Consider the following 25,840-nt stretch of genomic DNA (forward strand, 5'->3'; position numbering starts at 1 on the left):
CCGGCTCACGCTGTGCGTAAATCGTTGCAACCGTGCTCTGCCTGCCCGCTTCTCCGAACATCAGCGACCACCGGGGAACGACGGGACCTGGAACGGCAATTGCTGTTCCTGCTGCTGAGTCTGTGGCTGCGCCGCTGCGGGCTCGGCGGTGCCGAGCGTCACGGTCGCGGTCTTCTCGCTGCCGCCGTCGGTGTAGGTGATGGTGACCGAATCGCCCGGTGCGTGTGACCGCACTGCTGCGATCAACGCGTCACCGCTGGCGACGATGCGATCGTCGACCTTGGTGATCACCGCGCCCTTGGGTATGCCCGCAGCTGCTGCCGGTCCTCCCTCGGTGACCTCGACGACGGTTGCTCCGTTGGCGTCGTCCTGCGACGGCACCTGAACGCCGATCATTGCCTGGGTCGCCTTGCCCGTCGTGGTCAGTTCGTCGGCGATGCGCTTGGCCTGATCCACCGGGATGGCGAAACCGAGCCCGATGGAGCCGCTCTGCGCGGACCCCTGACTGCCGCCGAGTGTGGCTATCGCAGTGTTGATGCCGATCAGCTGTCCGTCGGTGTTGACGAGTGCGCCTCCCGAGTTGCCCGGGTTGATCGCAGCGTCGGTCTGGATGGCGTCGATCACCGAGTTCTGATTGCCGGACTCGCCGGACGTCGACACGGGCCGGTTCAGCGAGGAGACGATGCCCGTGGTGACCGTGCCGGCCAGGCCGAGCGGGGAGCCGATCGCGATGACCTGCTGGCCCACTTCGAGGTTCGAGGACGATCCGAGTTCGATCGGCGTCAGGTTCGACTTGCCCTCGGCCTTGATGACGGCCATGTCCGAGACCGAGTCGGCACCGACGATCGTCGCGTCGGCCACCGATCCGTCCGAGAACGCGACGGTGAGCTTGCCGTTGGCACCCGCACCCGTCGCGACGTGATTGTTGGTCAGGATCAGGCCGTCGCTGCTGAGAATGACGCCAGAGCCCTCACCCTCTTCCTGGGAGCCCTTCACCTGAATCTGCACAACGCTCGGCAGAACCTTGTTCGCTACTGCCTGAATCGAGCCGTCGGGGAAATTGGCGGCAGGCTGAGCTGCAGTGACCGTGGAGTTCAGTGAGTTGGTCACTCCCCCGCCGTTGCCGTTGGCATTGTTTGTGGCGATCGCACCGACCGCGCCGCCGATTCCGCCACCGACCAGAACGAGCGCGATGGCTCCGGCCACCAGTACCGACCTGCCCGGGCGGGACTTCACCGCAGTCGGTGCCGAATCGGACTGCGGCGCAACGTGCTGTGGCTGTGCGTGGTGAGCCTGGGTGTGCTGCGGATCGCCCTGCTGACCGTACGGGCCGTAGCCGGGCTGGTAGGCCCCCTGTCCGTAGCCGGCGTACTGCTGGGGGTAACCCTGCTGCGGCGGGAACTGCTGAGTCGGATGCTGCTGGGCCGAGTAGTTCTGCTCGTCGCCGCGCGAAGCCCGGTCCGCCGGATGCTGCTCGCCACCGGCACCCTGTCCGCTCTGTTCGGATTCGTTACGGTCGTCGCTCATCGTTGCTGCTTCCTTCAGTAGAGACCTCGGTATCCGAGGTCCGCCCGCCTTCTTGCTACTCACTGTGCAGGGCGGGACTGAGAGCGCGCTGAGATCCGGCTATCAGTTTGCCGAGAGTGTGGTGGGATCAGGAGCACCCTCGCCGGGCAACACGATTCGTATCGACGCGCCGCCCCGCTCGGACACCTCCACTCCGATGGTGCCGCCGTGCTTGACGACCACTTGCCGCACGATGGCAAGTCCCAGACCGGATCCGGGCATCGAACGCGACGCCGTCGAGCGATAGAAGCGCTCGAACACCAGCTCGCGATCTTCCTCGGGGATACCGGGGCCCGCGTCGTCGACCGTCAATTCCAGCAGGCCATCGCCGATCTGCCGCATCGCGATTCGCACCTCACCACCGCTGGGACTCCATTTGGCCGCGTTGTCGAGCACATTCAGCACGGCTCTCGAGAGTCCTGCTTGATCGCCGTAGACGAACCACGGCATCAACGTCGCTTCGAAGTCGATCTCGTTGCGACGGCGGCGTGCTCGTTCGAGACTGCGTTCGACGGCATCGGCGAGATCGACTCGCTCGAACACCGTCTCCGGCGCGTCCTCTCGCGCCAGATCGACCAAATCACCCACCAAGGTGGACAATTCCTGAATCTGCGCCACCACGTCGGTCCGCAACTCGGCCATGTCCTCGTCCGGGATGGACGGCGCTCCTGGGCGTCCCGCCGCGATGAGCAACTCCATGTTGGTCCGCAGCGAAGTCAACGGGGTGCGAAGTTCGTGGCCCGCGTCGGCGACCAATCTGCTCTGCCTGCCGCGAGATTCGGCAAGTGCCCGGAGCATCGTGTTGAAACTCTCGGTCAGACGCGCCAACTCGTCGTCGCCGGTCACCGGGATCGGCGTCAGGTCGTCGGTGCGTGCCACCCGTTCGGCAGCCGCGGTCAGTCGGGCGATCGGGCGTAAACCGGTGCGCCCCACGGCCATACCTGCTCCAGCCGCCAGCACCACGCCGCAGGCCCCGACGATCAGCAGCACCCACGCCAGGCGGTCGAGCACTTTTCCGGTCGGCAGTAGTCTCTGTGCGACGACGAGAGTGCTGCCGTCCTTGGTGCGTAGTGCCAGTACCCGCTGATCGTCGAGTGTGCGTAGCGACGATTCCTGCTCTCCGCTCACCACAGCGAGTTCGGCATCGCCGATCGGCACCTTGGGCCCGGGCGGGTTGTAGCTGGACATGTCCGGATAGATCAGCGCGACACTGACATCGGTGCTGTACAACGTTGCCCCAGCGACGAACCGCGGGTCGTAGGACACCAGACTGGACTCCGCCAGAGCCGAAGCACGCGAACGCAATTGAGTGTCCACATCGCCGTACAGTGCTCGGGATACCACCGTGTACGCGGCAATGGCCATGACCGCCACCGCAATTGCGACGACGGAGGCCGCGAGCAAGGTCACCCGCCACCGCAGCGACACCGACCGTGTCAGTGGCATCGGTGGCCGCATCGCCGTCGGCGAGGAGCCGACATTGTCGGCCGACTTTCGCCCGAACGAAGCGACCATCACGGGGGCGTCTCGCGCAGGACGTACCCGACACCGCGAACGGTGTGGATCAGCCGCGACTCCCCCTCCGCCTCGGTCTTGCGCCGCAAGTACCCGACGTACACCTCGAGCGCGTTGCCCGACGTCGGGAAGTCGTAACCCCAGACTTCCTCGAGGATGCGACTTCTGGTGAGGACTCGACGCGGATTGGTCATCAGCATTTCGAGCAACGAGAATTCGGTCCGGGTGAGGCTGATCGAGCGGTCGGCGCGCGAGACCTCACGAGTGACCGGGTCCAACGACAGGTCCGCGAACGTCATGGTCTCCGAGTCGATGCCCGCTTCCATCGCGGTACGCCGAAGCAGAGCGCGCAGGCGAGCCAGCAGCTCCTCGAGCGCGAACGGCTTGGGCAGGTAGTCGTCGGCACCGGCGTCGAGGCCTGCGACACGCTCGGACACCGAGTCCCGTGCCGTCAACACCAGAATCGGCAGGTCGTCACCGACACTGCGCAATCGACGGCACACCTCCAGGCCGTCGAGGCGAGGCATCATCACGTCGAGCACCAGGGCGTCGGGACGCGCCGCCGCGACCTGCTCGAGCGCGTCGAGCCCGTCGACCGCCAGGTCCACGGTGTACCCGTTGAACGTCAGCGACCTGCGCAGCGACTCACGCACTGCCCGATCGTCGTCGACCACCAATATCCTCATTCGTACAGTTTGTCCTGGTCGACTGAGATATGTCTGAGAGGGGTGCGGATTTCGACCTAGAGCGTCGGTAGGTGCTTCGCCAGCGGGAGGTTCCACTTTCGCCACAGCGCGAGCAGGCGCAACCCCGTCGCGAGCAGGGTTCCCGCGACCAGACCTACGTTCTCCGGCAGGGTCGCGGCATCGGCCAACACGACGGCCGTCGCACCGAGCATGGCCGGCAGGGCATACAGGTCCCGATGCAGCAGCAGGGGAACTTCGTTGACCAGCACGTCTCGGATCACGCCGCCTGCCACCGCCGTCGTGGTGCCGATGAGAGCTCCCGCCAACGCGCTACCGCCGGCAGCCAACGCGATCGTCGCACCGGTCGATGCGAACAGTCCCATCCCGAAGGCGTCGAGCACCAGAACACCGCGCCGGACCTTGCCCATCTGTCGGTGCGCAACGAACACGACCAGCGAGGCGAACAAGCCGACCGTGAGGTTCGGCCACGTGTCCAGTGACGTCGGTGGGTGGATGCCGAGCAGCAGATCGCGAATGATTCCGCCGCCGATGCCCGTCGTGATTCCGACGACGCAGACCCCGAACAGATCCAACCGGCGATGCACTCCGATCAACGCCCCCGACGCCGCAAAGGCCGCGATACCGATCAATCCGAGTACGTCGAGAAGCATCGGATCAGCATGTCATGGTGCTGGCAGAAACCTCACAGCAAAACCCGAGGTCGGACCTAGAATTGAGGGGCACCGTCGTGTTCGAAGATTCCGGCTCACCCGAGGAGAACATCATGCGTATCGAATTCAAGAAAGCCGTCGCCACTGTTGCATTGACGGGAGCCATCGCGCTCGGTGGCGGCGCAGTCGCTCAAGCTGCTCCGGATCGCGAAAGAATTCCAGACGTGATCGGAATGTCCCAATCTGCGGCCATCGCGGCCCTGGAGGACGCAGGCTTCGACAACGTCACCGTCAATTACGACCGCCCCGACGCCCGCGTGATCGGCCTCAACTTCCCGGTCGGGGTGAAGGTCAGCGAGAACGCGGAGATCAAAGTGATCGTCATAGGCGACTAGACCAGCCGCACGGCCACCTCGAGGTGTGGCAGATTCCCGGATCACCCCGTTGGGGTCTGCCACCTGAGCGTGACAACCTGCGGCCGATGAGGGATGCGGCGTTGTGATCGGCGTCGCACCCGCGGTGATGGCTGCGCCGAACATCACCGCCCATTTTCGCAGGAGATAGTCTCGGTCGTGATGCCGTCCGGCACATTTCCTTCTCGAGCCGAGGTGAACGAACAGGTGCCGATCATCGACAATGCCGTCTACGTCGACGGCAAACGCACTGCCAATCCCGAGAGCCTCGACATCACGTTCGAGTTGATGCGCGAGCGGCACGGCATGGCCTGGATCGGCCTGTACCGCCCCGAGATCAGCGAAATCAATGCTGTAGCAGGCGAGTTCGGTCTGCACCGCCTAGCCGTGGAAGATGCCATTGCAGCCCATCAGCGACCGAAACTGGAACGGTACGCCGAGCAACTGTTCGTCGTTCTCCGACCCGCTCGATACATCGACGAGACCGAAAAGGTCGAATTCGGCGAATTGCACATATTCCTCGGACCCGATTTCGTCGTCACCATTCGCCATGCCGAATCCCCCGATCTGGCAATGGTGCGCAAGCGGCTCGAAGGATCTCCCGAACTGCTCCAACTCGGCCCCGAGGCAATTCTCTACGGCATCCTCGATCAAGTGGTCGACGAGTACGTCCCGGTGGTGACCGGACTGCAGAACGACATCGACGAGATCGAGGATCAGCTGTTCACCGGCGACCCGTCGGTATCGCGTCGCATCTACTCACTGCTCCGTGAGGTGTCCGAATTCGACCGTGCCGCAAAGCCCCTCGTCGAGATGATCGAATCACTCAAGCGCGGTTCGGACAAGTACAACGTCGACGTGGAACTGCAGCGATACCTGCGCGACGTGCACGATCACGCGATCCGCGTGTCCGACCGCATCGAGTCCTTCCGCTCCAACCTGCAGAATGCGTTGACCGTGCACTCGACCATCGTTGCGCAGCAGCAGAACGAGGAGATGCGCAACATGACCGTGGCCAGCCTGGAGCAGAACGAACAGGTCAAACGCATTTCGTCCTGGGGCGCAATACTTTTCGCGCCCTCGCTGATCGCCGCCATCTACGGCATGAACTTCGAGGACATGCCGGAACTGACGTGGCAACTCGGCTATCCGATGGCTCTGATCGCCATGGTGATCTGCTCCACTGCACTGTTCGTGGTGTTCAAGCGTCAGAAGTGGTTGTAGTGCGCTCAGCGCAGTGGTGCGGTTAGGTGCCCTCCACGGCACTCAGCCACACCACTGCCGCAGGCACTAGGACGAACCGAACACCGGACCCACCGGGATGTCTCGCTCGAACGTCAGACGGTCGAACTCGTTTCCGTATTCGTCGATCGCGCCGATCGTCATCCTGCTGGCGGTGATGCCCGGAATACCCGGCACCACATCGACTCTGACGAACGAGTAGTTGAGGAATCGCACCCGAGACCAGGTGATGGACTCGGCCGACTTGGTGCCGTCCGGTGCCCATACGTAACTGTTCGGAACTGCCGTGTCGGGCAACTCCTTGCCGCGGTAGCTCACGCCCTCACCGTCCTGGAACGTATAGCGTGGACGACCACCACCGCCGACTGTGTAATACACGGTGCCGTCGGTCTTTCCGTTGACCGTGGCGTTGTCACCGGCGACCCGCGTCGCACGGTTGCCACGAATGGGATCGGTGCGCTCGAAGACGTGATTGTGGGCTTGAAGCACTACATCCACCTGGTACTTGTCGAACAGCGCAACCCACGCGTCGCGGACGCCGCCGTCGCTCGCGTGCGTCGACGTGGTCGAATACGCGCAGTGGTGGAAGAAGCAGACGATGAAGTCGATGTTCGGATCGGCACGGTACTTCGCCAATGTCTGTTCCACCCAGGTGTTCTGGGCTCCACCGCTGTAACCGGTGTTGGCCTTGATCTCGTAGCTGACGTCGTTCGCGTCGAGCGAGAGAACGGCAGTGTTGCCGTAGACGAACGAGTACGCCGACGGGCATCCCTTGGGTCCGTTGGTCGGCTGATCGAGCCGCGCGGCATGTCCGCCGTAGCCGTTGGGGCTGTACAGCGCTTCCATGTCGTGGTTACCGGTGGCGAACAACCACGGCGCGGTCGATGCACTGGCCTCGATCGCCTGGAAATAGCCGTCCCAGACGAACGGGTTGAATTTGTCGAATCCCTTCGGTGGGGTCTGACCGTGCTTCGCGAACTGCGGCGGCAGACCGGCACCCGACGGGTCCGCGTACGCGATGTCGCCGGCGAGGATGTGGAAGTCCGGGTGCGAGGCCTCGATCTGCCGATTGATGTTGCGCGCGTGCTTGACCGACGGCTCGTTGTCCGCCTTGTAGTACTGGTCGTCATAGTCGCCGGCAACCAAACCTGGCGGCTGCGAGGGTGTTTCGTCTACGCCCTGATCGCCCATCATCGTGAACCGGAACGGTGCGATGCGACCGGTCGGCAGGGCCGGGGACGCGCTCCGAATGTCACTGACGAAGCCGTCGGCGGTGCGCCAGCGGTAGTAGTGCGGCAGCTTGGGCGTCAGATTGTCGATGGGCACATGTACGTAATACTGCTCCGCCGGCAGAATTCCGCCGTCGGTCTGTGGAACCTGACTGATCAGGTTGCGTACCTCGGCCGACGTCGTAGCGCCGAGTGCGGGCGTGGGGCCGTGATCGAGGAAGACACCGGTGAGCCCGGGATTACGAGAGAGCTGTGCCGAGAACCGCAGTTGCGTCGCCGGATCGTTTCCGAAGCCCATGTGCCGTCCGGCCACGGCCAGCGGGGCGTCCTGCGCGTACGCGGTTCGCGCGAACACCGAGTTCCCGACGCCTACCGCGGCGGCCGTCGCGGCGGCTCCCACCAGGAAGTTGCGTCGACTGACGGGGTGCCGCCGCAGGAACGACCGATGCCAATCGTGCTGCTCGGCCATGGTCATGTTCTCGGCGAGCGTGCCCGGGATTCCGGTCGCGACGGTTTCGCCTGCGGGATTGAGCGTCATGCCTCGATGGTGACGGTGACGCTCTCTCTATCCGTTAACCAAGCGAAGTTGTTGGGTGAACAACACGAGAACACCGATGCACAACGGGACGAACGCGGACAATCCCGTCGTGCACGGGACTTCGTAACCCACTACGAATTTCCATGCACGACGGGAGGTCGATCTAGGTCCCCTTGACGTTGAGGATCTGCCGCAGTTCGTGCTCGATGCTCACCAGGTCGCGGGCGTCCTCCATCACGACATCGATCGACTTGTAGGCGTCGGGATCTCGTCGACGAAGTCGTCATCTGGGTACCCTGGGCACCTGCCGTCCTACTGAAATGAGAAATACAACGCCGTCGCCGCCCGCTCAGGCATCGGTGCCGTCCGCGTGCCGAAGTCGCCAGCGACGGATGACTACGGCGCTCTCCGTTCGGCCGAGCACTCTGGCTGCCTCCTTCACGGTCGAGGACAACGCAATAGCGTCCTCCTCCGCCGACCACGACCTTTTTCCTAGGAGTGGGCGAGCACGCATTCCCGGTGGCCTCCTCCAAGCGGCGACTGACTCTGCCGCCAATCGCTTTCGATCCAGCGCGAAACAACCTGGAGGGTAGGCCCACTCAGCCAGACGCGCCGCTGGGTCGTTCGCGACAATCAACGAGAACACGTCGTCGCGAGTGTTGCGTTTTGGCGTGCGAAGAGCCCCGCTAACTGTGCGTACGGTCGAGCAGAAGAAGTCCGCCAAGCTAGACGAGGCCGTAACGAAACCTACGAAAGGCGCACCCGTCCGAGTGAATCCGACACTGCCATCGCCATCGAGCAATCCACGGAAGTATCCCCGCTGATGAAACGGGCCGACAGGCGGAGCCACCTGGTTGGACTTGCGACCGGGTGGAACTCCGCACGACTCCAGTTCACGTCGGAACGCGAGGTTGCAGATACGCCAAGTGGCACTTGTGTAATCAGAGGAGAAGTTCGTCGTACGCGTTCTCGTCGATACCGACGATCTGACGCCTTCGAACAGTTGCGGAAGCCGCATCAGCAAGTCGATATCGACACCCGCCAGTTCGATGGTTGCTTTTCCTTTTTGCCCTTTCCCGCTTTCGAGATGACCGTCAGTTTGAAACAGGCCGATGAAGTAGGAGTGATCCTCGCGAGTGAGATCGATGATGGGCATGCGGACATTGTCGGCCGACCCACCGACAAGAACAGGTCCTGTGCAATCTCGCCCATCAGTAGGGCCCTACACACCCCCACCGAATGCCAAGCCCAACAGATACGTCGCCCCGGCTGCGCCGTAGCCGATAGCCAGTTGTCGCAGAGCGCGTTTGACCGGCGGCCCACCGCTGAGCAGTCCCACCACCAGGCCTGTGCAGATCAACGCGATTCCGACGAGGACGGCGGCAACGGCAAGGGCCACAAAGCCTTCGAGGCCGAGCAGATACGGCAACACCGGGATGACGGCACCGGAGGCGAAGAAGCAGAAGCTGGCGCCGGCGGCACCGAGGCCGGTTCCGATGGACTCGTGCTGGTCGACGTCGGGGGCCATCTCGTCGGCAGGGAGTACGCGCAGTACTTCCGCCGCTTTGGCGTCGGCCTCCTCGTGGGTCATCCCTCGGGCTCGGTAGACCAGGGCCAGTTCGTTGGCGTCCACGTCGAGGTGTTGAACGGCATCGCGCGCCCCACTGTCCGGCGACGACGCCTCGAGCAACTCGCGTTGTGAACGGACAGAGACGTATTCGCCCGCCCCCATCGACAGCGCGCCGGCGAGCAGTCCCGCGAGGCCGGTGACCAGGACGATCTGGTTGGACACCCCGGAGCCGCTGATACCCAGAACGAGAGCGAGGTTGCTCACCAGTCCGTCGTTTGCACCGAACACGGCGGCCCGGAACGTTCCGGACAATCGATTGCGGCCGCGGGCCGCCAGTGCCCTGATGACCTCCGCATGGATCTGCTCGTCGGCCGTCATCGCCTCCGTCGCGTCGGCGTCGGTGGCGTACGGCGAACGGGTTTCCGCTCGTTGGGCCAGCGCGAGTACGAACACCGAACCGAAGCGACGTGCCAACACCCCGAGGATGCGGGTGCGGATGTCACCTTTGAGCGGCATTCCGACCCGATCGCCGAGCAGATGTCGCCAGTGCTGCTCGTGGCGGCCCTCCGCATCGGCGAGTGCGAGCAGGATCTCGCGTTCCTCGCCGGTGCGTCGGCCTGCCAGATCGCGATAGACGGCGGCCTCGGCTCGCTCGTCGGCGAGGTACTGGCGCCACCGCTTCACATCTCGCGCACTGGGTCCATCGTTCATGAAAGTGAAGATAGACCCGTCGCGAGTCAGCTCGGGTCGTACACCCCGGTCTGCACTGCTTTGACCAGTCTCCGCGGCACTCTGAACTCTCGGCCCTGAAAACGCACGGTCACCAGATCGGGAGCAACGGCTTTCCATTGCGCGCGACGGCTCCGTGTGTTCGAGCGCGACATCTTTCTCTTCGGAACAGCCATGATTCAGGAGTCCTTTCGGCTTCGTCGGCCGTATCGCTTCTCGAACTTCTCGACGCGTCCCTGGGTGTCCATCACGCGGGCGCCTCCGGTCCAGAACGGGTGTGATTCCGACGAGACGTCGACGACGATCAGCGGGTAGGTGTTGCCGTCTTCCCACTCGGTCTCGCGGGCGGACGTGACGGTGGATCTGGTGAGGAACTTGTTGCCGGTACTCGAGTCCTGGAACACGACCGGGTGGTAGTCGGGGTGGATGCCTGGTTTCATTCTGTTGCCTCTCGTGATTGTTCTGCGTAAGGGGATTCGCTGCTCTCGCAGGGGTCTTCGTGCCACTGACCGAATGGGTCGTTCCAGGCGGACCAGGCCGCAGGGTCTGCCATTTCGTCGTCGGACACCAACGCCCACTGCAGGGTTCGGTCGATCTCGGTGGGGTCGGCCTCGTGGACGAGGATGACAAGCGACGTGTCTCGATCACCGAACTTCTCGTCCCACCGCAGCGCCGACATTGCCCGACGGGTGGCGTCGACGCGGTCCTGCTGCTCCGGAGTCATTGCGGCAAGCCACTTTCCGGCGCTGGCGACGCGAAGGCCGCCGCCTGCCGATTCGATCCACAGAGCTTCGTCGGGCTGAGTGGCCACCCACGCCCGCCCCCGTGCGGTGACGACACCGTCGAGCAATACGTCGATCGCCTCGTGGAACCGCTCGGGATGGAACGGCCGCGTGGCGGTGAACTCGACCAGGGTGATGCCGCAATCGACGGTCAGTGGCGGCTGTCCGCGCAACAGCGGTGAGTGCGCGTCGCTGATCGCACCGCGTCGTGCATCGGCAGGGACACTCGCGAGAAGTGCCGGGGCATCGACCAGTGCGTCCTGGGACACCCAGACGACGGGAGCATTCGGGGCCAACCGCGCCAGGACCGCAGCGAGCCGGGCGCGTTCCCACGCGTCGACGTCGGAACCTGCGGTCACGACGAGTGCATCGGCGTAGTCGACCTGCCCGACCACCAACTGCGCGACGGTTCGATCGTCGTCGCCACTGGCGACGACGCCTCGATCGGCCAACGCGTCGTCGCCGGTGGCGTCGGCCAACCAGGTTGCGGCGTCGAGGCAGTCGATCACTGCCTCGATCCGGACGTCACGCGAGGCCGGGCCGTCGATCTGCCCGACGACACCCGCAACGACGACGTTGTCCACGGCCCAGCACAGTGCCTCGGGCTCGAGCGCGGGGTCCATGGCGAGCACGATGCGATCGACGTTGCTGCGCGTCGACAGTGCCCGCAACAGTGGCAGTAGATCCTCCCGAAGGGTGCACGAGACGCAGCCGTGCGCCAGCTCCAGAATGCTCTCGCGCGGTTCCTCCCCCAGTACGGACAGTGTGCGACGCACGACTCCTTCGGCGACGCGGCTCAGATCGTGGCTGACCGCGACGGTGCCCGGCGCGAGCAGTGATGTCACGACCGCGTCCATGGCTCCGGTCCAGCCGGAGACGAGGACCATCGGGGTTCGATCGTCCGGTGAGTTGTTCACGAGCACCCTTCTTCTCGACAACGATTGTCATTACCTGCGAATGCACGCTACATTCGAGAACACGCTTTGTCGAAAACGATTGTCATAACGGCAAGAAAGGAGTGCTCATGTCAGCGCACTGCCAAGTCACCGGCCGCACCCCCGGATTCGGAAAATCGGTCTCGCACTCTCACGTGCGAACCAGCCGCAGGTGGGACCCGAACATCCAGCGCAAGAACTACTACGCGCCGAGCCTGGGCCGACGCGTCACCCTCACGCTCTCGACCAAGGGCATCAAGACCATCGACCGCGACGGCATCGACGCCGTGGTGGCCAAGATCCGCGCACGCGGGGAGAAGATCTGATGGGCAAGAGCACGGACGTCCGTCCGATCGTCAAGCTGAAGTCGACCGCCGGTACCGGCTACACCTACGTCACCCGCAAGAACCGTCGCAACGATCCCGACCGACTGGTGATGAAGAAGTACGACCCGGTCGTGCGCAAGCACGTGGATTTCCGAGAGGAGCGGTAGACAGTGGCGAAGAAGTCGAAGATCGCGAAGAACGAGCAACGCAAGATCGTCGTCGCCCGGTGGGCAACGCGTCGAGCAGAGCTCAAAGAGACCATCCGCAAGCCCTCGAGCAGCGACTCCGAGCGTGCGCAGGCTCGAGCAGCACTGCAGCGTCTGCCGCGCGATTCGAGTCCGGTACGATTACGCAATCGTGACGCTGCGGATGGACGTCCGCGCGGTTACCTTCGGAAATTCGGGCTGTCCCGCGTGAAAATGCGCGAGATGGCTCACCGCGGGGAACTGCCAGGCGTCCACAAGTCGAGCTGGTAAAGGGAAAAGGTTTCAGATGGCAGTCAAGAGAGCACCGTCGAAGAAGGTCCGCGCAGAGGCAGGCCGTCGACCGAAGAAGAACCCGTTGAACGCCGCCAAGGTGACCACGGTGGACTACAAGGACATCAACCTCCTTCGTCAGTTCATCTCGGACCGCGGCAAGATCCGCAGCCGTCGGGTCACCGGGCTCACCCCGCAGCAGCAGCGCCAGGTCGCTGTCGCGGTGAAGAACGCTCGTGAAATGGCATTGCTGCCGTTCACCAGCCGCTGATCCACACTTTCTTTCGGAGAGGCCACGTAGCCATCGGCTACGTGGCCTCTCTGTCGTTCCCGATCCAGAGATGAGCAGTTCGTAGATGTCCGGCGTCCTCGAGGGCTTCACCGTCATCTTCGTCGTCATCGCCCTGGGCTACCTCCTCGCCCACTTGAAGGTGCTCGGCGAGCACGGCCAGTTCGTCCTCAGCCGTCTCGTCTTCTTCGTCGCGACCCCTGCGTTGCTGTTCGTCACGTTGGCGAACTCGGACCTGTCGGTCATCCTCTCGCCCGTGTTGGCCGTCGCCGGTTCCACGGCACTGCTCGTCGGAGCGATCTATTTCGTCATAGCCAAGCTCGCCCTGAAACGGACCGTGCCCGACGCGACCGTCGGCGCACTGGCAAGTTCGTATGTCAACGCCGCCAACCTGGGCATCCCGATCGCCGTGTTCGTGCTGGGCGACGCGAACTTCGTGGCTCCTCTGCTGCTGTTCCAGATCATGATTTACACCCCGATCGCGGTGACGATTCTCGACATCTCCACCAAGGTCGACAAGGTTTCCCTGTTCAAGACCGTCACGACGCCGTTCCGGAACCCGATCGTGTTGGCCGGCGCAGCGGGACTGGTGCTGTCGATCACCGGGCTCGAGCTGCCCGAGGCACTGATGCAGCCGTTCCAACTCGTCGGGAATGCGTCGGTCCCCGGCGCGTTGCTCGCCTTCGGCCTGTCCCTCTACGGTGCGCGGGTGCTGCAGAAGGGCATCAGCCCGCGGCGGGACGTCGCTCTGGCCACGGTCTTCAAGATGGCACTCCAGCCCCTGCTCGGCTACCTCATGGCCCGGTTCGTCTTCGGTCTGGACGGGCACGATCTGTTCGCCATCGTCGTGGTGTCGGCACTACCGACAGCCCAGAACGTGTTCGTCTTCGCCAGCCGCTACCAGCGCGGTGTTGTGCTCGCCCGAGACACCGCGTTCGTGACCACACTCGTCTCGATCCCCGTCATAGCGCTCGTGACGGTCTTCCTCGCATGAGCCGAACACAAAGGTTCTCCTCAGCTCCCGGCGCTACGTTGGATTCATGAGGTTTCTCGCTGCAGGTGTCATGTTGTGCCTGCTGCTGGTCGGCTGCAGCACCGCCTCCGGTGGCGACGAGGACACAACCCCGACAGTCGGTTCCACCTCCCCAGTGGGGTTCGCCCAGCAACCCAGCGCCCCTCCGGTTCCGCACGAGGTGCCCGTCGGCGACGTCGGCACGATGTTCGAGCCGACGGCCGATCTGATCCGCGCCACCACCACCCCGTTCGAGTCGTGGAGCCAGATCTCCCCCAACACCATCGCGGTCCACTTCGTCACCGGCACTCCCGAGTGCTACGGAGCCGACGCGTCGGTCACCGAGACCGACACCACCGTCACCATCGAACTGCGTACCGGCACCCGGCCCGATGCCGCGGACAAGTCCTGCATCATGGTTGCCGTCTACGCCACCATGCAGATAACTCTCGCGTCACCGCTCGGGAGCCGCACCATCCTGAATGCGGCCTGACCCAGGCTTCGGTAGTGTCCGGCCAGTGAGCGATCATCTCCCCGACCGAGATCGGAGCCGGATTCGCGCAGCCGATGCGGACAGGAACCTCGTCGCGCAGTTGCTGAGCGACGCTTTCGCGAACGGCCAACTGACCGTGAGCGAATACGACGAGCGCACCGCCGCGGTGTACCAGGCGAAGACCTACGGAGAACTCGACCTGCTGACCGGCGACCTGGTTCTCTCCCCTCCCCCAGCGGCCGCACCGCCCGGTGGCTCCTCGAACGACCGCGTGATCGCGATCATGAGCGGTGCTGTGAGGAAAGGACAGTGGACCCCCGCGGCGCGCATCGACGCGTTCGCCTTCTGGGGCGGTATCGAACTCGACCTACGCCGCGCGTCCTTCGCCGCCGAGGAAACCACCATCAACTGCGTCGCCATCATGGGCGGCATCGAGGTCACCGTGCCACCCGGAGTGAGCATCGAAGTGCGCGGCATGGGCATCATGGGCGGCTTCGAACACGTCAGCGCGACGCATCCCGGCGCGCCGCGCGTGATCATCACCGGTTTCGCCTTCTGGGGTGGCGTGTCGGTGGAGATCAAGGCAGCGGAGAAGTAGCTACGATCGCCGACGCTTGAGGTAGTCGGTCACCACCGCTGCTCCGAGTCCGTCGAGATCCGGCGCGATGACGCGTCCGCCCACCCGCTCGGCCATCTTGTCCACCACTCGCGCGAGGCCTGGATCGTCGCCGAGCCGGAAGATCGTCACCTGCGCACCCAGCTTGGCGACGGTATCGAGTTCACGCACGGTCAGCCCGAGCGTCTTCGACGAAGGTGGGTAATCGAAATACGCGTGGCCGTCGGGCTCGAGATGCGCCGTCGGCTCACCGTCGGTCACGATCAACACCACCGGTTGCGCATTGGGATGACGTCGCAGATGCCGAACCGCAAGCATCAGCGCGTGGTGCAGATTGGTGCCCTGGTCGTAGGCACCGTCCAACCCGGCCAGCTCGGAGGCCGTCAATGTCTGCGCGTGCCTGCCGAATCCGATCAGTTGCAGATCGTCTCCGCGAAATCGAGTGCTCACCAGGTGATTGAGTGCAAGTGCTGTGCGCTTCATGGGCACCCATCGACCGTCCATCACCATCGAGAACGACGTGTCGACCAGCAGTGCCACGGCAGCCTGTGTTCGCGTCTCGGTCTCGCTGATCTCGACATCGGTCACCTGCAACTGCACCGGGAAACCGGATCCTGTTGCCGCTGATCGCAGTACTGCATTGTTGACCGTGCGGGTGACGTCCCACGGCTCGGTGTCACCGAACTCCCACGCTCGCGACGCACCGGTGGGCTCACCCATCGCGCCTGCCTTGCGCGTGTCTCGCTCGCCGCCGCGTCGGGACAGCTTTCCCGCCACATCCTTCAGTGCCGACTGCCCCAACTGCCGCATCGCCTTCGGCGACAGACGCCATTGACCGTCGGCACCCTTGTCCATGAAACCTTGCTGCTGCAGCGCCTTTTCGAGCTCGGAGAGCATCCGCGCATCGGCCGCGGCTTCCGGCCCCAGTTGCTTCAGCAACGCATCGGCGTCGATGTCGTCCAGGGCAGCCCCGTTGTACTGCTGTGAGAGTTGATTGCCCAGGTTCTCGAGGTCCGCGATGTCCTGGAGTGCACCGGTGCCGTCGCCGAGTCCCATGCCGTTCTCGCCGCGGAAGTTCTGCGAGCCGTCCCAATCCTCACCGGGCCGGGCCTGCTGCAGATTCTGATCGAGTTGATCGAGCTGGCTCAACAGGTTCGAGTCACCGAAGGCCTGCTGCGCCAACGCATCGAGCTCGGCCCGCTGCTCGGGACTCAGCGAATTACGGAGCCGCTGGGCGGCCGCGGCTCGCTGGGCCAGGGAGTCCAACAGCTCCTCGACGCTCGACGGATTCTCCGGGAAGTGCTGCCCGTGCTTGTCCATGAACTGCTCGAACTGCTCATCGGTGTCCTCGCCCTTGTTGTGGGCGTCGAGTAACTCGTTGAGGTCTTTGAGCATCTCGCTGATGGCCTGACGGTCCTCGTCGGTTGCACCTTCGAGGGCCTGCTTCATGCCCGCGAAACGCTGGTCCAGCATCTCGCGTCCGAGCAGATCCTTGATCTTCTCGTAGTTCTCGCGTGCCTCCGACGAGCGCCAGTCGTAGTCCGAAAGCTCCTGCACTGCTTGCGCTGTGGACGGTGACAGGTCACCGATCTGCATCTCCTGGAACCGTGCGTCATCGTCGAGCGCGCGCGCCAATACTTTGCGTTCCTCGAGCACTGCCTTGTCCAGCAGCTCGCGCACTTCCTGCAACGTGCCGTCGAGGTTGTTCTTCTTCAACAGGTCTCGTCGACGCTTGGCGGCCTGGGCTGCCAGGTCGTCGAGCCCGCGCATGTTCTTGGTCCCGCGGCGCAGCATCTCCTGCAGCGCCCGACGCGGCGACGCACCCTCGAGCACGTCCTCACCGATGGCGTCGAGCGCCTCTCGCAGATCCACCGGCGGCGCAAGGGGATCCGGTCCGTCGTGATAGCGCCCGTATCTGGAGCGACGCATCAGCTGTACACCGTCTGACCGTCGTCGTCGGGATCCTTGGAGATCCGGCGCGCCAGGTACAGCCCTTCGAGTGCGAGTTCGACCGCGGCGGCCTTCTCGCCGTCCGAGGTGGCGTTCAGTCGCTCGTGGATGTCGCCGATCACCTCGACGTCGGGCAACTCGTCGAGCAACGCCTTGGCGGTGATGCGGTCGCCGGTGACGATGGGTTCGCCCGTCTCGACCGCCGCCACCAGCGCTGCGAGGTTGATTCCGCCGAGGTGAGCTCGAACGGTGTCGGCAGTCGCCCGGCGCAACATGTGCTCGAGGACCTCGATTTCACGGCCTTCCTCACCCGACTCGAACTCGACCTTGCCGCGCAGCACCTCGATGATGGTGCCGAGATCCACCGGCCGCGCCACGGGCTCGGCCTCGCCGAGTATCGCTGCTCGGTGAACGGCTGCGGCAGCGATGGTTTCGGCCGCTGCGATAGCGAAGCGAGCGGAGACGCCGGACCGCTGATCGACCGACGGCGACTCGCGCAGCAGCCGGGTGAATCGAGCCAGCACCTCGAGCAGATAGGTGGGAACAGTTGCCTGCAGCTCCGCCTCCTGGTCGATGACGGCCACTTCGGCATCGAGTTCGAGGGGGTAGTGCGTCCTGATCTCCGCGCCGAAGCGGTCCTTGAGCGGGGTGATGATGCGTCCGCGATTGGTGTAGTCCTCGGGGTTCGCGCTCGCCACCAGCATCACGTCGAGAGGCAGACGCAGCGTGTAACCGCGGACCTGGATGTCGCGCTCCTCCATGACGTTGAGCAGCGAGACCTGAATGCGCTCGGCGAGGTCGGGCAGCTCGTTGATCGCCACGATGCCACGGTGGCTGCGGGGCACGAGTCCGAAGTGGATCGTCTCGGGATCGCCGAGGCTGCGGCCCTCGGCCACCTTGACGGGATCGACGTCACCGACGAGGTCCGCCACCGAGGTATCCGGGGTCGCGAGCTTCTCGGCGTACCGTTCGCTGCGATGACGCCACTCGACGGGCAGGTCGTCGCCGAGTTCGGTGGCCTTGCGAATGCTGGCGGGGGTGATCGGCTCGTACGGATGCTCGCCCAGTTCCGCTCCGGCGATCACCGGCACCCACTCGTCGAGCAGAAGATTCAGGGTGCGCAGCAGACGCGTCTTGCCCTGACCGCGTTCGCCGAGCAGCACAACATCGTGACCGGCCAGAATCGCGCGCTCGAACTGCGGCAACACCGTCGATCCGAAACCGACGATCCCCGGCCACGGATCGGTGCCGTCACGCAATGCCTTCAGAAGATTTTCCCGCAACTCTTCCTTGATCGACCGCTGCCGATGTCCGGATGCCTTGAGTTCGCCGAGTGTTGAGATGCCAGGTTTGGTAGAGGTCACTTCTCCACGCTACGAGCGTTTGGCCGATGCTGCCACGCAGTGACGAACACCCGTTCTGCCGAGCTCGAAGTTGTGGACGATAATCGGGCGAATTTTGTCCACAACTTCGAGCTCGGCAGCCGATACACATCTCGGCCCGATATTGATCACAGCGGCATAACTGTGGACAACAATTTTGTTCATCCACAGCCGGCGCTCGGCCCACTATTCGCCTGAATCCGATGCCACTGTGCATGAATGGACAGCGCACCGTTCGTCGGATCCGAGGCACTGGCAAACGGGTTGGTCACCCGCCAGCAGCTTCGGCAGCACTTTCGTCGAATCTATCGTGACGTCTACATCGACCCGGGTTCCGAACTGGATGCGCCGACCAAGGCAAGGGCAGCGTGGTTGTACTCGCGAGGCAAGGCAGTGGTCTCCGGCCTGAGTGCCGCGGCGGTGCACGGATCGGGCTGGATCTCCGCGGACCACGATGCCGAGCTCGTCTGGGCCGAACATCGACAGAAGTTGGGCGGGCTTCGGATCGGCTTCGACGAGCTGTTGCCCGAAGAGTCCGAGACTGTCGACGGCTTGGTCGTCACCACAGCGGCGCGAACTGCATACGACCTCGGCCGACGCAGGCCGTTCGGAACCGCCGTCGCACGGCTGGATGCACTGTGCCGCGCCACCGGAGTCGGCGTTCACGACATCGCCCGGCTTGCCGAGAATCATCGAGGTGCCCGCGGCATCGTTCAGCTCAGGGCCGTGCTCGCCCTGGTCGACGCCGGTGCGGAATCACCACAGGAGACACGCACCAGACTGGCTCTCATGAACGCGGGACTACCTCGACCGCAAACTCAGATCGAGGTGATGGGTCCGGACGGGAGGGTGTTCGCCCGCATCGACATCGGCTGGGCACGGTGGAAGGTGGCGGTGGAGTACGACGGCGAGCAGCACTGGTCCGACGAAAGGCAGCGAGCCTGGGATATCGAGCGTCAACACCTTCTGGAATCAATGGGCTGGACGGTGATTCGGGTGAGCGCACTGCAACTGCGCGCCGATCCGTGGGAAGTCGCAGCGCGGGTTCGCGACAAGTTGCGCGCCGCGGGGGCCAAGGTCTAGCCGAGCTCGAAGTTATGGACGGATTTCGCTGGAGATCCATCCATAACTTCGAGTTCGGCAGGAGAGCTCAGTGAGCGAAGTGTCGCGATCCCGTCAGATACAGCGTCACTCCCGCGTCCTGTGCCGCGGCGATCACTTCGTTGTCGCGTACCGAACCACCGGGCTGCACAACGGCTTTGACGCCTGCGCTCATCAGCACCTGCAGACCGTCGGGGAACGGGAAGAACGCATCGGAGGACGCGACCGAACCGGCGACGCGATCCCCGGCTCGCTGCACGGCGAGATGGGCGGCGTCGACGCGGTTGACCTGGCCCATTCCGACGCCGACGGACGCACCGTCGTGGGCGAGCAGGATCGCGTTGGACTTCACGGCCCTTCCTGCGCGCCAGGCAAATTCGAGATCCTTCAGCGTCGCCTCGTCGGCGGGTTCGCCGGCTGCGAGGGTCCAGTTGGCCGGATTGTCGCCGTCCGCGTCGAGCACGTCCCGCTGCTGCAACAGTGCGCCGCCGGAGATGGGCTTGAGTTCGACGCCCGAGGTGGGCGGTGCTACCGCGAGCAGCACGCGAATGTTCTTCTTGCGCTGCAGCACTCCGAGGGCACCGTCGGCGTAGGACGGGGCGATGATGACCTCGGTGAAGATCTCTGCCACCTGCTCTGCCATCTCGACGGTGACTTCGCGGTTGGCTGCGATGACGCCGCCGTACGCGCTCACCGGATCACACGCATGGGCCTTGCGGTGCGCCTCGGCGATGTCCGTGCCAACGGCGATGCCACACGGATTGGCGTGCTTGATGATGGCAACGGTGGGCTCGGCGTGATCGAACGCCGCCCGCCAGGCCGCATCGGAATCGGTGAAGTTGTTGTACGACATCTCTTTACCGTGCAACTGCTCGGCCTGCGCGATGCCTGCAGCAGCAGAGGAGTCGACGTACAGAGCTGCCTTCTGGTGCGGGTTCTCGCCGTAACGGAGCACCGCCGAGCGGTCCCAGGTGCCGCCGATCCATTCCGGGAACACCGTCTCGGTGTCGGGGGTCAGAACGCTGCTCATCCACGATGCCACCGCGACGTCGTAGGCGGCCGTGTGCTGAAAAGCCTGTGCCGCAAGCGACGTGCGCTCGGCGAGGGTGAATCCGCCACCGGAGACGGCCGTGAGCACGTCCTCGTAGCGGGCCGGGTCGACGACGACGGCCACCGACGGATGATTCTTGGCCGCGGCGCGCACCATCGAGGGACCGCCGATGTCGATCTGCTCGACGCATTCGTCCGGCGTCGCGCCACTGGCGACGGTCTCGGTGAACGGGTAGAGGTTCACCACGACGAGCTCGAAAGCCTCGATGCCCAACTCCTCGAGCTGCGAAAGATGCTCGGGCTTACGGGTATCGGCGAGCACGCCCGCGTGCACCCGCGGGTGCAGCGTCTTGACGCGCCCCTCCAGGGTCTCGGGGAATCCGGTGAGGTCCTCGACCTTGGTGACCGGGATTCCGGCGTCGGCGATCTTGCTCGCCGTCGATCCGGTGGACACCAGAGCGACGCCTGCGCTGTGCAAGCCGGTCGCCAGTTCGATCAGTCCGGTCTTGTCGTAGACGCTGACCAGCGCGCGGCGCACTGCTTTACGTTCACTCATCGGATTATCTGAGCCTTTCGTCCATCGGAGGTGACACCTTTGGCGGCCACGGCTGCGATCACGTCGACCAGCAACCGTCGCTCCACAATCTTGATGCGTTCGTGCAACGCGGATTCGTCGTCGCCGTCGAGAACCGGTACGGCTTCCTGCGCCAGGATCGGCCCGGTGTCGACTCCGGAATCGACCAGATGAACCGTCGAACCGGTCAGTTTGACGCCGTGGTCGAGCGCATCGCGGACGGCGTGTGCACCGGGGAACGACGGCAGGAGTGCAGGGTGGGTGTTGACGATGCGTCCGGTGTAGGTCCCGAGGAACTGCGGGCCGAGGATCTTCATGAACCCGGCGGTGACGACCAGATCGGGTTCGAAGCTCGAGGCGGCATCGGTGAGTGCGTGATCCCAGGCCGCTCGATCGGCGAAGTCTCGCAGGGCGACCCGGAAGTTCGGGATCGCGGCATCGTCGGCACGGCGGACTGCGTCGCAGTCGCGATCGACTCCGACGGCGACGATGCGAGCGGGATAGTTCTCGGTGGCAGTCGCGGCTATGAGCGACTGCAGGAGCGAGCCGGTCCCCGACGCGAGGACGACGACCCGCGCGGGTGTCTCACGCAAGGCAGTCAGCGCACTACTCCTGAAGTATCGAGGCGGATCGTTCGAGCCAGCGGAAAGCCTAGTCGCTGCGCCTCCGAGCCCTACCGGGCAGGTCCGTCCTGGTCTCCGGGCGGAGCGACGACCTCGGCATCCAACGGTTCGTCGGTAGCGGCCTCGACGGGTGCGTCCGGTTCTTCGGCCGGGGGCATCTCGGCCGGGACGTCGTCCCCGACCTGGTCCACGACCTCCGCTTCGACGACCTCCTCGGCCTGTTCGTCGTCTTCGGTCTCGGGTGGGGCGGCCTCGATCGCCAGCTCGGCCGCCGGGGGTACTGGAGTCGGATCGGGCTCGTCCCGGACCGGCTCGGGTTCTGCTCGACGCCACACGACGAGGGCCGCGGATGCGGACCCGACGACGGCCAACCACGCGAATGTCAGCAGCCCGAAGCTCCACACGGTGACTTCGACGGTGCCGAAGGTGCCGAGGTTTCCGCCTGCGGCGTAGCCGAACAACGCTGCCAGCACGCCGGTTGCCGCCGCGACGACCCACACGGACGACACGGCGACCTGGATGTCGGCGCTGCGGATGGCACAGTCGCGGCCGAGCAGCAGGCCGGCACCGATCGGGACGACGAGCATCACGACCCAGATCGTCTGCGCCGGTCCTTCGGGGAGAACGGCGAGGATCGGCAGCGGCGGGAGCGGTCCTCCCGTCGTGGAGAACAGGCTGACCGACGCATCGCCGAAACCGGCAGTGGAGCCGGTGGCCACCGCGAGGGCACCGATGACGACATTGGGGAGGTAGAGCACCGACACTACGGTCAGCCCGAGCATGCCGACGACATCGCGACCGCTCTCGACCAGCGCTCCCGCGCTTTCCCAGGAGGCGAGCAAGGCCAGCAGTACGACGGCGGCGCCGCCTGCGACAAGAAGCGATATCGCCCGCACGAACGGAGCAACCAGCGCGCGCACCCAGTCCGGGAGTCCGCGGCGGACCACCAGTGAGTCCCAGCGCGCGAGAAGCAGACCGGTGCCGGATGCGGCCGCGTGCACGCCTGCGACCCAGGAGAACGCGACGAGTGCGTTGGGGCTGGACAGTCCGATGACGGTGGACGCGTCCTTGGCGACGGCCAGGGCGATGGCGGTGACGGCGAGCGGGCCTGCCATCGACGCCGCGAACACCCATCGAAGCATGCGACTGTCGGTGTCGTAGTCGACGGCGTGGTGGACGGTTCGGGCGACGGACCAGCCGATGATCAGTGTCGGCAGAAGCGGTGCGACGCCGAGGGACGTCCCGCCGATACTCAGGGGTACCAGGTGTACGGCGAACCACGACCCGGCGATCGCCCCGAGGGTTCCGGTCAGGTCGCTGTTGACGGAGACGAGGGTGATCAGAGCCAGGGTCGTCGCAATCACCACGACCAGCCCGGAGGTCTTGAAGGCCACTGCGGCGAGCATGCGCGACTGATCGGGCGTCGGGCCGGTGCCTGCACGGGGAGCCCGGGCGGCCGCGCGTCGCGTCTCTCGGTTCAATAGATCGCTCATCGCAACGAGAGTCGCATCATCTTCGCGGCGCGCCGGTCAGGCGCGCCGCGAAGTCGATTGTGATGCCTGAATCAGTCGCGCTTGTTGTCGTCTTCCACGGCGGGAGTGGCACCGAACGATTGCGTGGGTGCACCGTACGGCGTCGACTGTTCGCCCGATTCGGGCCCGTCCGACTTGGCCGCGGGCTGGCCGTATCCGGACGGCCGGCCGTACTGGTTCGGCGGGTAGGCCTGCCCCGCGGCCGGGCCGCTCGGACCGGTGTACGGCGGTGGTGTGTAGCCACCCTGGGGTGACGGGGTGTTGGGGGCGGACTGTCCGTACGGCGGCTGGGCACCCGGGTTGTAGGAATGCTGTCCCGACGCCTGCCCGCTCGGTGCTTGACCGCTGAGGCCTTGACCGAAGTTGGACGAGGTTCCCTGGGGCTGACCGTACGACGGCGGATTGCCGTAGTTCTGGGGCTGCGACGGTCCACCGAACGAGGTCGTCGGTGCGTTGTACGGGTTCTGCTGGCCGTATCCGGGCTGCTGGTTCTGATTGCCGTAGCCCGCGGGCTTGGGAGCCGGAGCCTTGACGATGCCCGCATCGAGCAGCAGTGCCCCCACCGCGGCGGCGGCTTGGACGAAGCCCAGGACGAGCACCAGGATTGCACCGATACCGAGCGAGCTGGTGGTGCTGGCGAACTCGTTGCCCTCTGCGCTGGGCAGGCTGAACGACTGGAAGACCAGCACCAGCCAACCGGCGATCGCCAGGGCAGCCACCACGGCCTGATTCCTCGCGTCCTTCTGCAGCAGCGAAGCACCCGCGACCAAGCCCGCAGCCAGCAGTAGCGCAATCGACACCGCGCTACCACCGGACGCGAAGAACGTGGTGCTGAACGACGTCTGGATGCTGCTCGGCAGTTCCTGAGACGAGGTGACCTCGGCGGTGACGAGGTCGAGCAGTCCGAGCAGGAAGGTGACGATGCCGAGTCCGAGGATCACGAACGTGAGAACCTTCGGCAGGTTCGACAGCGCTGATCCGGATAACTTCGATTGCGGTGCGGCGGAAGCCGGGCCCGGTGCCGAGGTGCCGGGGACCGGAGGGCCGAAGGGATTGGACACCGACGGCTGATGGAAGGGCTGATTCTGGCCTGGATGACCTTGCGGATTGGACGACGGCTGATTCGGCGAGGACGACGGGCCGTAGGACGGTCCGCCTCCGCCGTAGCCACCAGAGTTGGAGCCCCCTGCTTCAGGGCTGCCGGGCGAGTAGGTCATCGCGTCTCCTCATCTGAGATTGTCCGTACCCCAGGTCGGTCGGGTCCGAGAACTCACGCTACTGCACGGACCCGACCGATCACGGAACTCCAGGTCAGCACGAAGCAACCAGCTCGGTGTCGTTCGATTCGGCGGCCTCGAGCTCCCGAACCAGCGGCAGCACCTTCGCCCCGAAGTACTCGATCTCCTCCTGGAAGTGCAGGAAGCCCCCGAGAATCAGGTCGACGCCGCGGCGACGGTAGGCGACGATTCGCTCGGCCACCTGCTCCGGCGTGCCGATCAACTGCGTCTTGAAGCCGTCGTTGTACTGAACGAGGTCCTCGAACGTCGAGTCCGCCCACATTCCCTTCTTGTCGCCCGTCGCATTGCCCGCCTGCTGCACCGCGCTCTTGAAACCTTCGACAGCGGGCTTGTTCGCCTTCTCGATGATCTCGCGCAACGTGTCTCGGGCTTCCTTCTCGCTGTCTCGCGCGATGATGAAGCCGTTGAGCCCGAACTTCACCTCACGCCGGTGGTCACGTGCCACGCGTCGGAGGTTGTCGAGTTGCTCGGTGACGCCGTCGAAATCCTTGCCGTTGCTGAAGTACCAGTCCGAGTACCGTCCGGCATTCTCCTGCGCTGCAGACGAATTGCCGCCCTGAAACAGTTCGGGGTTCGGCCGATCGGGAGTGTTCAGCGGTTTGGGCTTGAGGGTGAAGTCGTGGATCCGGTAGAAGTCACCGCGGAAGTCGACGTCGTCCTCGGTCCAGATCTTGCGCAGCACCTGCAGGAATTCGGCGCTGCGACGGTATCTTTCGTCGTGCTCGAGCCATGGCTCACCGAGGTGGGTGAACTCGTCCTTGAACCAGCCACTGACGACATTGACGGCGAATCGGCCGTTCGACAGGTGATCGGCAGTGGCACCGAGCTTGGCGAGGACCGCCGGCTGCCAGAGTCCGGGGTGCACTGCGGCAATGACTTTGAGTCGTTCGGTTGCCAACAGCAGTGCAAGCGAGAAACTGGTCGACTCGTGCTGGAACTCGGCCCCGTAGCTGGCTTCGTAGCGAACCTGACTCAGGGCGTACTCGAAGCCGTTGTTCTCGGCAGTCTGCGCCAGCTTCTTGTTGTATTCGTAATCCCAACTGGTGCGCTGCTCGATGGTGCTGGTGACCAGACCACCCGAGACATTGGGTACCCAGTACGCGAACTTGATTGCGTCGGTGATTTTTTCGGTGCTCATGTGTGCGTCATCCTTCGGCGGATCAATGTGCCATCCACGCGCTCGAACGGCGTGAATGGCACATTCATCCGGAAATCGGGGGTCGGATCGGGGCCAGAAAGGTG

At 64.7% G+C, this 25,840-nt stretch carries 27 protein-coding genes and 1 pseudogene; 10 read left to right on the plus strand and 18 right to left on the minus strand.

The genetic code is table 11. The annotated features are described in order from the left end of the window. Positions 1–60: 60 nt before the first annotated feature. The 4 genes from NY08_RS11390 to NY08_RS11405 form a co-directional block, all read right to left on the minus strand. Positions 61–1,527: a trypsin-like peptidase domain-containing protein gene (locus tag NY08_RS11390; protein WP_082073776.1), complete on the minus strand. Its 1,467-nt coding sequence runs from the start codon at positions 1,525–1,527 to the stop codon at positions 61–63. Positions 1,528–1,629: 102 nt separating this feature from the next. Next, a complete protein-coding gene (locus tag NY08_RS11395) occupies positions 1,630–3,081 on the minus strand; it encodes a HAMP domain-containing sensor histidine kinase (protein WP_045196442.1) in 1,452 nt (483 codons plus the stop codon). Then, positions 3,081–3,767, minus strand: a complete 687-nt coding sequence (locus NY08_RS11400; protein ID WP_045196444.1) for a response regulator transcription factor — start codon at positions 3,765–3,767, stop codon at positions 3,081–3,083. The genes NY08_RS11395 and NY08_RS11400 overlap by 1 nt, the downstream gene beginning before the upstream one ends. 56 nt (positions 3,768–3,823) lie before the next feature. Then, entirely contained in the window at positions 3,824–4,438 is a 615-nt protein-coding gene (locus NY08_RS11405) for a trimeric intracellular cation channel family protein (RefSeq protein WP_032395748.1), read from the minus strand. Positions 4,439–4,515: 77 nt separating this feature from the next. Here NY08_RS11405 and NY08_RS11410 point away from each other — a divergent pair, with 77 nt between their 5' ends. Continuing rightward, a complete protein-coding gene (locus tag NY08_RS11410) occupies positions 4,516–4,833 on the plus strand; it encodes a PASTA domain-containing protein (RefSeq protein WP_045196446.1) in 318 nt (105 codons plus the stop codon). Positions 4,834–5,013: 180 nt separating this feature from the next. Further along, a complete protein-coding gene (locus tag NY08_RS11415; protein ID WP_200893189.1) occupies positions 5,014–6,075 on the plus strand; it encodes a magnesium and cobalt transport protein CorA in 1,062 nt (353 codons plus the stop codon). A gap of 66 nt (positions 6,076–6,141) precedes the next feature. Here NY08_RS11415 and NY08_RS11420 read toward each other — a convergent pair whose 3' ends face one another. The 7 genes and pseudogenes from NY08_RS11420 to mrf all read right to left on the minus strand — a co-directional run bounded on the left by NY08_RS11420 (position 6,142) and on the right by mrf (position 11,828). Continuing rightward, positions 6,142–7,860, minus strand: coding sequence for a metallophosphoesterase (locus tag NY08_RS11420; protein ID WP_045196448.1), 1,719 nt, complete (start codon positions 7,858–7,860; stop codon positions 6,142–6,144). A gap of 163 nt (positions 7,861–8,023) precedes the next feature. Continuing rightward, positions 8,024–8,125 (minus strand): annotated as a pseudogene (locus tag NY08_RS25515) (RtcB family protein); the annotation flags it as partial. Between the two features lie 84 nt (positions 8,126–8,209). Continuing rightward, entirely contained in the window at positions 8,210–9,016 is an 807-nt protein-coding gene (locus NY08_RS25845) for a hypothetical protein (RefSeq protein WP_144407353.1), read from the minus strand. A gap of 66 nt (positions 9,017–9,082) precedes the next feature. Next, positions 9,083–10,141 (minus strand): VIT1/CCC1 transporter family protein, encoded by a 1,059-nt coding sequence (locus tag NY08_RS11425; protein ID WP_045196450.1) that lies wholly within the window; start codon positions 10,139–10,141, stop codon positions 9,083–9,085. A 26-nt stretch (positions 10,142–10,167) separates the two neighbouring features. Then, complete coding sequence (gene rpmF, locus NY08_RS25520) at positions 10,168–10,335, minus strand: 50S ribosomal protein L32 (RefSeq protein ID WP_032388658.1); 168 nt, start codon at positions 10,333–10,335, stop codon at positions 10,168–10,170. A gap of 3 nt (positions 10,336–10,338) precedes the next feature. Then, the gene (locus NY08_RS11430; protein ID WP_045196452.1) at positions 10,339–10,599 is read right to left on the minus strand and encodes a type B 50S ribosomal protein L31; all 261 of its coding nucleotides are present in this window, start codon (positions 10,597–10,599) and stop codon (positions 10,339–10,341) included. Then, on the minus strand, positions 10,596–11,828 hold the full coding sequence (gene mrf / locus NY08_RS11435) for a ribosome hibernation factor-recruiting GTPase MRF (protein WP_045200231.1): 1,233 nt from the start codon (positions 11,826–11,828) through the stop codon (positions 10,596–10,598). The genes NY08_RS11430 and mrf overlap by 4 nt, the downstream gene beginning before the upstream one ends. 137 nt (positions 11,829–11,965) lie before the next feature. Here mrf and rpmB point away from each other — a divergent pair, with 137 nt between their 5' ends. The 7 genes from rpmB (at position 11,966) to NY08_RS11470 (ending at position 15,070) form a co-directional block, all read left to right on the plus strand. Then, positions 11,966–12,202 carry a 50S ribosomal protein L28 gene (gene rpmB, locus NY08_RS11440; protein ID WP_045196454.1) on the plus strand — a complete coding sequence of 79 codons (237 nt, stop codon included), beginning with the start codon at positions 11,966–11,968 and terminating at the stop codon, positions 12,200–12,202. Further along, the gene (rpmG, locus tag NY08_RS11445) at positions 12,199–12,369 is read left to right on the plus strand and encodes a 50S ribosomal protein L33 (RefSeq protein ID WP_170944568.1); all 171 of its coding nucleotides are present in this window, start codon (positions 12,199–12,201) and stop codon (positions 12,367–12,369) included. Before rpmB ends, rpmG begins: the two co-directional genes overlap by 4 nt. Before the next feature lie 3 nt (positions 12,370–12,372). After that, positions 12,373–12,678 (plus strand): 30S ribosomal protein S14, encoded by a 306-nt coding sequence (gene rpsN, locus NY08_RS11450; protein WP_045196459.1) that lies wholly within the window; start codon positions 12,373–12,375, stop codon positions 12,676–12,678. Positions 12,679–12,694: 16 nt separating this feature from the next. Next, entirely contained in the window at positions 12,695–12,949 is a 255-nt protein-coding gene (gene rpsR, locus NY08_RS11455; RefSeq protein ID WP_008719028.1) for a 30S ribosomal protein S18, read from the plus strand. A gap of 85 nt (positions 12,950–13,034) precedes the next feature. After that, positions 13,035–13,961, plus strand: coding sequence for an AEC family transporter (locus NY08_RS11460; RefSeq protein ID WP_032395755.1), 927 nt, complete (start codon positions 13,035–13,037; stop codon positions 13,959–13,961). Positions 13,962–14,007: 46 nt separating this feature from the next. Further along, complete coding sequence (locus NY08_RS11465) at positions 14,008–14,472, plus strand: hypothetical protein (protein WP_032395756.1); 465 nt, start codon at positions 14,008–14,010, stop codon at positions 14,470–14,472. Between the two features lie 25 nt (positions 14,473–14,497). Next, positions 14,498–15,070: a DUF1707 SHOCT-like domain-containing protein gene (locus tag NY08_RS11470; protein WP_045196462.1), complete on the plus strand. Its 573-nt coding sequence runs from the start codon at positions 14,498–14,500 to the stop codon at positions 15,068–15,070. On the opposite strand, the gene NY08_RS11475 is transcribed toward NY08_RS11470, so the two are convergent. Together NY08_RS11475 and NY08_RS11480 are read right to left on the minus strand one after the other, a co-directional pair. Further along, positions 15,071–17,017, minus strand: a complete 1,947-nt coding sequence (locus tag NY08_RS11475) for a vWA domain-containing protein (protein ID WP_045196465.1) — start codon at positions 17,015–17,017, stop codon at positions 15,071–15,073. Next, positions 17,017–18,402 (minus strand): ATP-binding protein, encoded by a 1,386-nt coding sequence (locus NY08_RS11480; RefSeq protein WP_045196467.1) that lies wholly within the window; start codon positions 18,400–18,402, stop codon positions 17,017–17,019. The genes NY08_RS11475 and NY08_RS11480 overlap by 1 nt, the downstream gene beginning before the upstream one ends. A gap of 237 nt (positions 18,403–18,639) precedes the next feature. On the opposite strand from NY08_RS11480, the gene NY08_RS11485 reads away from it, so the two are divergent. Next, positions 18,640–19,503 carry a DUF559 domain-containing protein gene (locus tag NY08_RS11485; RefSeq protein WP_045196469.1) on the plus strand — a complete coding sequence of 288 codons (864 nt, stop codon included), beginning with the start codon at positions 18,640–18,642 and terminating at the stop codon, positions 19,501–19,503. Between the two features lie 67 nt (positions 19,504–19,570). On the opposite strand, the gene purH is transcribed toward NY08_RS11485, so the two are convergent. From purH to sfnG, 5 genes are all read right to left on the minus strand, one after another. After that, positions 19,571–21,127, minus strand: a complete 1,557-nt coding sequence (gene purH, locus NY08_RS11490) for a bifunctional phosphoribosylaminoimidazolecarboxamide formyltransferase/IMP cyclohydrolase (RefSeq protein ID WP_045196471.1) — start codon at positions 21,125–21,127, stop codon at positions 19,571–19,573. Continuing rightward, on the minus strand, positions 21,124–21,738 hold the full coding sequence (gene purN / locus NY08_RS11495; RefSeq protein ID WP_045196473.1) for a phosphoribosylglycinamide formyltransferase: 615 nt from the start codon (positions 21,736–21,738) through the stop codon (positions 21,124–21,126). The genes purH and purN overlap by 4 nt, the downstream gene beginning before the upstream one ends. Before the next feature lie 80 nt (positions 21,739–21,818). Further along, positions 21,819–23,261 carry a cell division protein PerM gene (locus NY08_RS11500; protein WP_144407354.1) on the minus strand — a complete coding sequence of 481 codons (1,443 nt, stop codon included), beginning with the start codon at positions 23,259–23,261 and terminating at the stop codon, positions 21,819–21,821. A 71-nt stretch (positions 23,262–23,332) separates the two neighbouring features. Beyond that, entirely contained in the window at positions 23,333–24,517 is a 1,185-nt protein-coding gene (locus tag NY08_RS11505) for a DUF5336 domain-containing protein (RefSeq protein ID WP_045196474.1), read from the minus strand. A gap of 94 nt (positions 24,518–24,611) precedes the next feature. Beyond that, complete coding sequence (sfnG, locus tag NY08_RS11510) at positions 24,612–25,736, minus strand: dimethylsulfone monooxygenase SfnG (RefSeq protein WP_045196476.1); 1,125 nt, start codon at positions 25,734–25,736, stop codon at positions 24,612–24,614. Between the last annotated feature and the right edge of the window lie 104 nt (positions 25,737–25,840).

The organism is Rhodococcus sp. B7740, assembly GCF_000954115.1.
GTDB lineage: Bacteria > Actinomycetota > Actinomycetes > Mycobacteriales > Mycobacteriaceae > Rhodococcoides.

What these genes read in the sequence shown, in the direction of transcription:
- NY08_RS11415 (WP_200893189.1), top strand. Translation starts at nt 5,014, where the DNA reads ATGCCGTCCGGCACATTTCCTTCTCGAGCCGAGGTGAACGAACAGGTG.
- NY08_RS11400 (WP_045196444.1), bottom strand. Translation starts at nt 3,767, where the DNA reads ATGAGGATATTGGTGGTCGACGACGATCGGGCAGTGCGTGAGTCGCTG.
- NY08_RS11460 (WP_032395755.1), top strand. Translation starts at nt 13,035, where the DNA reads ATGTCCGGCGTCCTCGAGGGCTTCACCGTCATCTTCGTCGTCATCGCC.
- NY08_RS11505 (WP_045196474.1), bottom strand. Translation starts at nt 24,517, where the DNA reads ATGACCTACTCGCCCGGCAGCCCTGAAGCAGGGGGCTCCAACTCTGGT.
- rpmF (WP_032388658.1), bottom strand. Translation starts at nt 10,335, where the DNA reads ATGGCTGTTCCGAAGAGAAAGATGTCGCGCTCGAACACACGGAGCCGT.
- NY08_RS11425 (WP_045196450.1), bottom strand. Translation starts at nt 10,141, where the DNA reads ATGAACGATGGACCCAGTGCGCGAGATGTGAAGCGGTGGCGCCAGTAC.
- NY08_RS11485 (WP_045196469.1), top strand. Translation starts at nt 18,640, where the DNA reads ATGGACAGCGCACCGTTCGTCGGATCCGAGGCACTGGCAAACGGGTTG.
- NY08_RS11500 (WP_144407354.1), bottom strand. Translation starts at nt 23,261, where the DNA reads ATGAGCGATCTATTGAACCGAGAGACGCGACGCGCGGCCGCCCGGGCT.
- sfnG (WP_045196476.1), bottom strand. Translation starts at nt 25,736, where the DNA reads ATGAGCACCGAAAAAATCACCGACGCAATCAAGTTCGCGTACTGGGTA.
- NY08_RS11465 (WP_032395756.1), top strand. Translation starts at nt 14,008, where the DNA reads ATGAGGTTTCTCGCTGCAGGTGTCATGTTGTGCCTGCTGCTGGTCGGC.
- purH (WP_045196471.1), bottom strand. Translation starts at nt 21,127, where the DNA reads ATGAGTGAACGTAAAGCAGTGCGCCGCGCGCTGGTCAGCGTCTACGAC.
- NY08_RS11405 (WP_032395748.1), bottom strand. Translation starts at nt 4,438, where the DNA reads ATGCTTCTCGACGTACTCGGATTGATCGGTATCGCGGCCTTTGCGGCG.
- NY08_RS11390 (WP_082073776.1), bottom strand. Translation starts at nt 1,527, where the DNA reads ATGAGCGACGACCGTAACGAATCCGAACAGAGCGGACAGGGTGCCGGT.
- rpsR (WP_008719028.1), top strand. Translation starts at nt 12,695, where the DNA reads ATGGCAGTCAAGAGAGCACCGTCGAAGAAGGTCCGCGCAGAGGCAGGC.
- NY08_RS11475 (WP_045196465.1), bottom strand. Translation starts at nt 17,017, where the DNA reads ATGCGTCGCTCCAGATACGGGCGCTATCACGACGGACCGGATCCCCTT.
- mrf (WP_045200231.1), bottom strand. Translation starts at nt 11,828, where the DNA reads ATGGTCCTCGTCTCCGGCTGGACCGGAGCCATGGACGCGGTCGTGACA.
- NY08_RS11430 (WP_045196452.1), bottom strand. Translation starts at nt 10,599, where the DNA reads ATGAAACCAGGCATCCACCCCGACTACCACCCGGTCGTGTTCCAGGAC.
- NY08_RS11395 (WP_045196442.1), bottom strand. Translation starts at nt 3,081, where the DNA reads ATGGTCGCTTCGTTCGGGCGAAAGTCGGCCGACAATGTCGGCTCCTCG.
- NY08_RS11420 (WP_045196448.1), bottom strand. Translation starts at nt 7,860, where the DNA reads ATGACGCTCAATCCCGCAGGCGAAACCGTCGCGACCGGAATCCCGGGC.
- NY08_RS25845 (WP_144407353.1), bottom strand. Translation starts at nt 9,016, where the DNA reads ATGCCCATCATCGATCTCACTCGCGAGGATCACTCCTACTTCATCGGC.
- rpmB (WP_045196454.1), top strand. Translation starts at nt 11,966, where the DNA reads ATGTCAGCGCACTGCCAAGTCACCGGCCGCACCCCCGGATTCGGAAAA.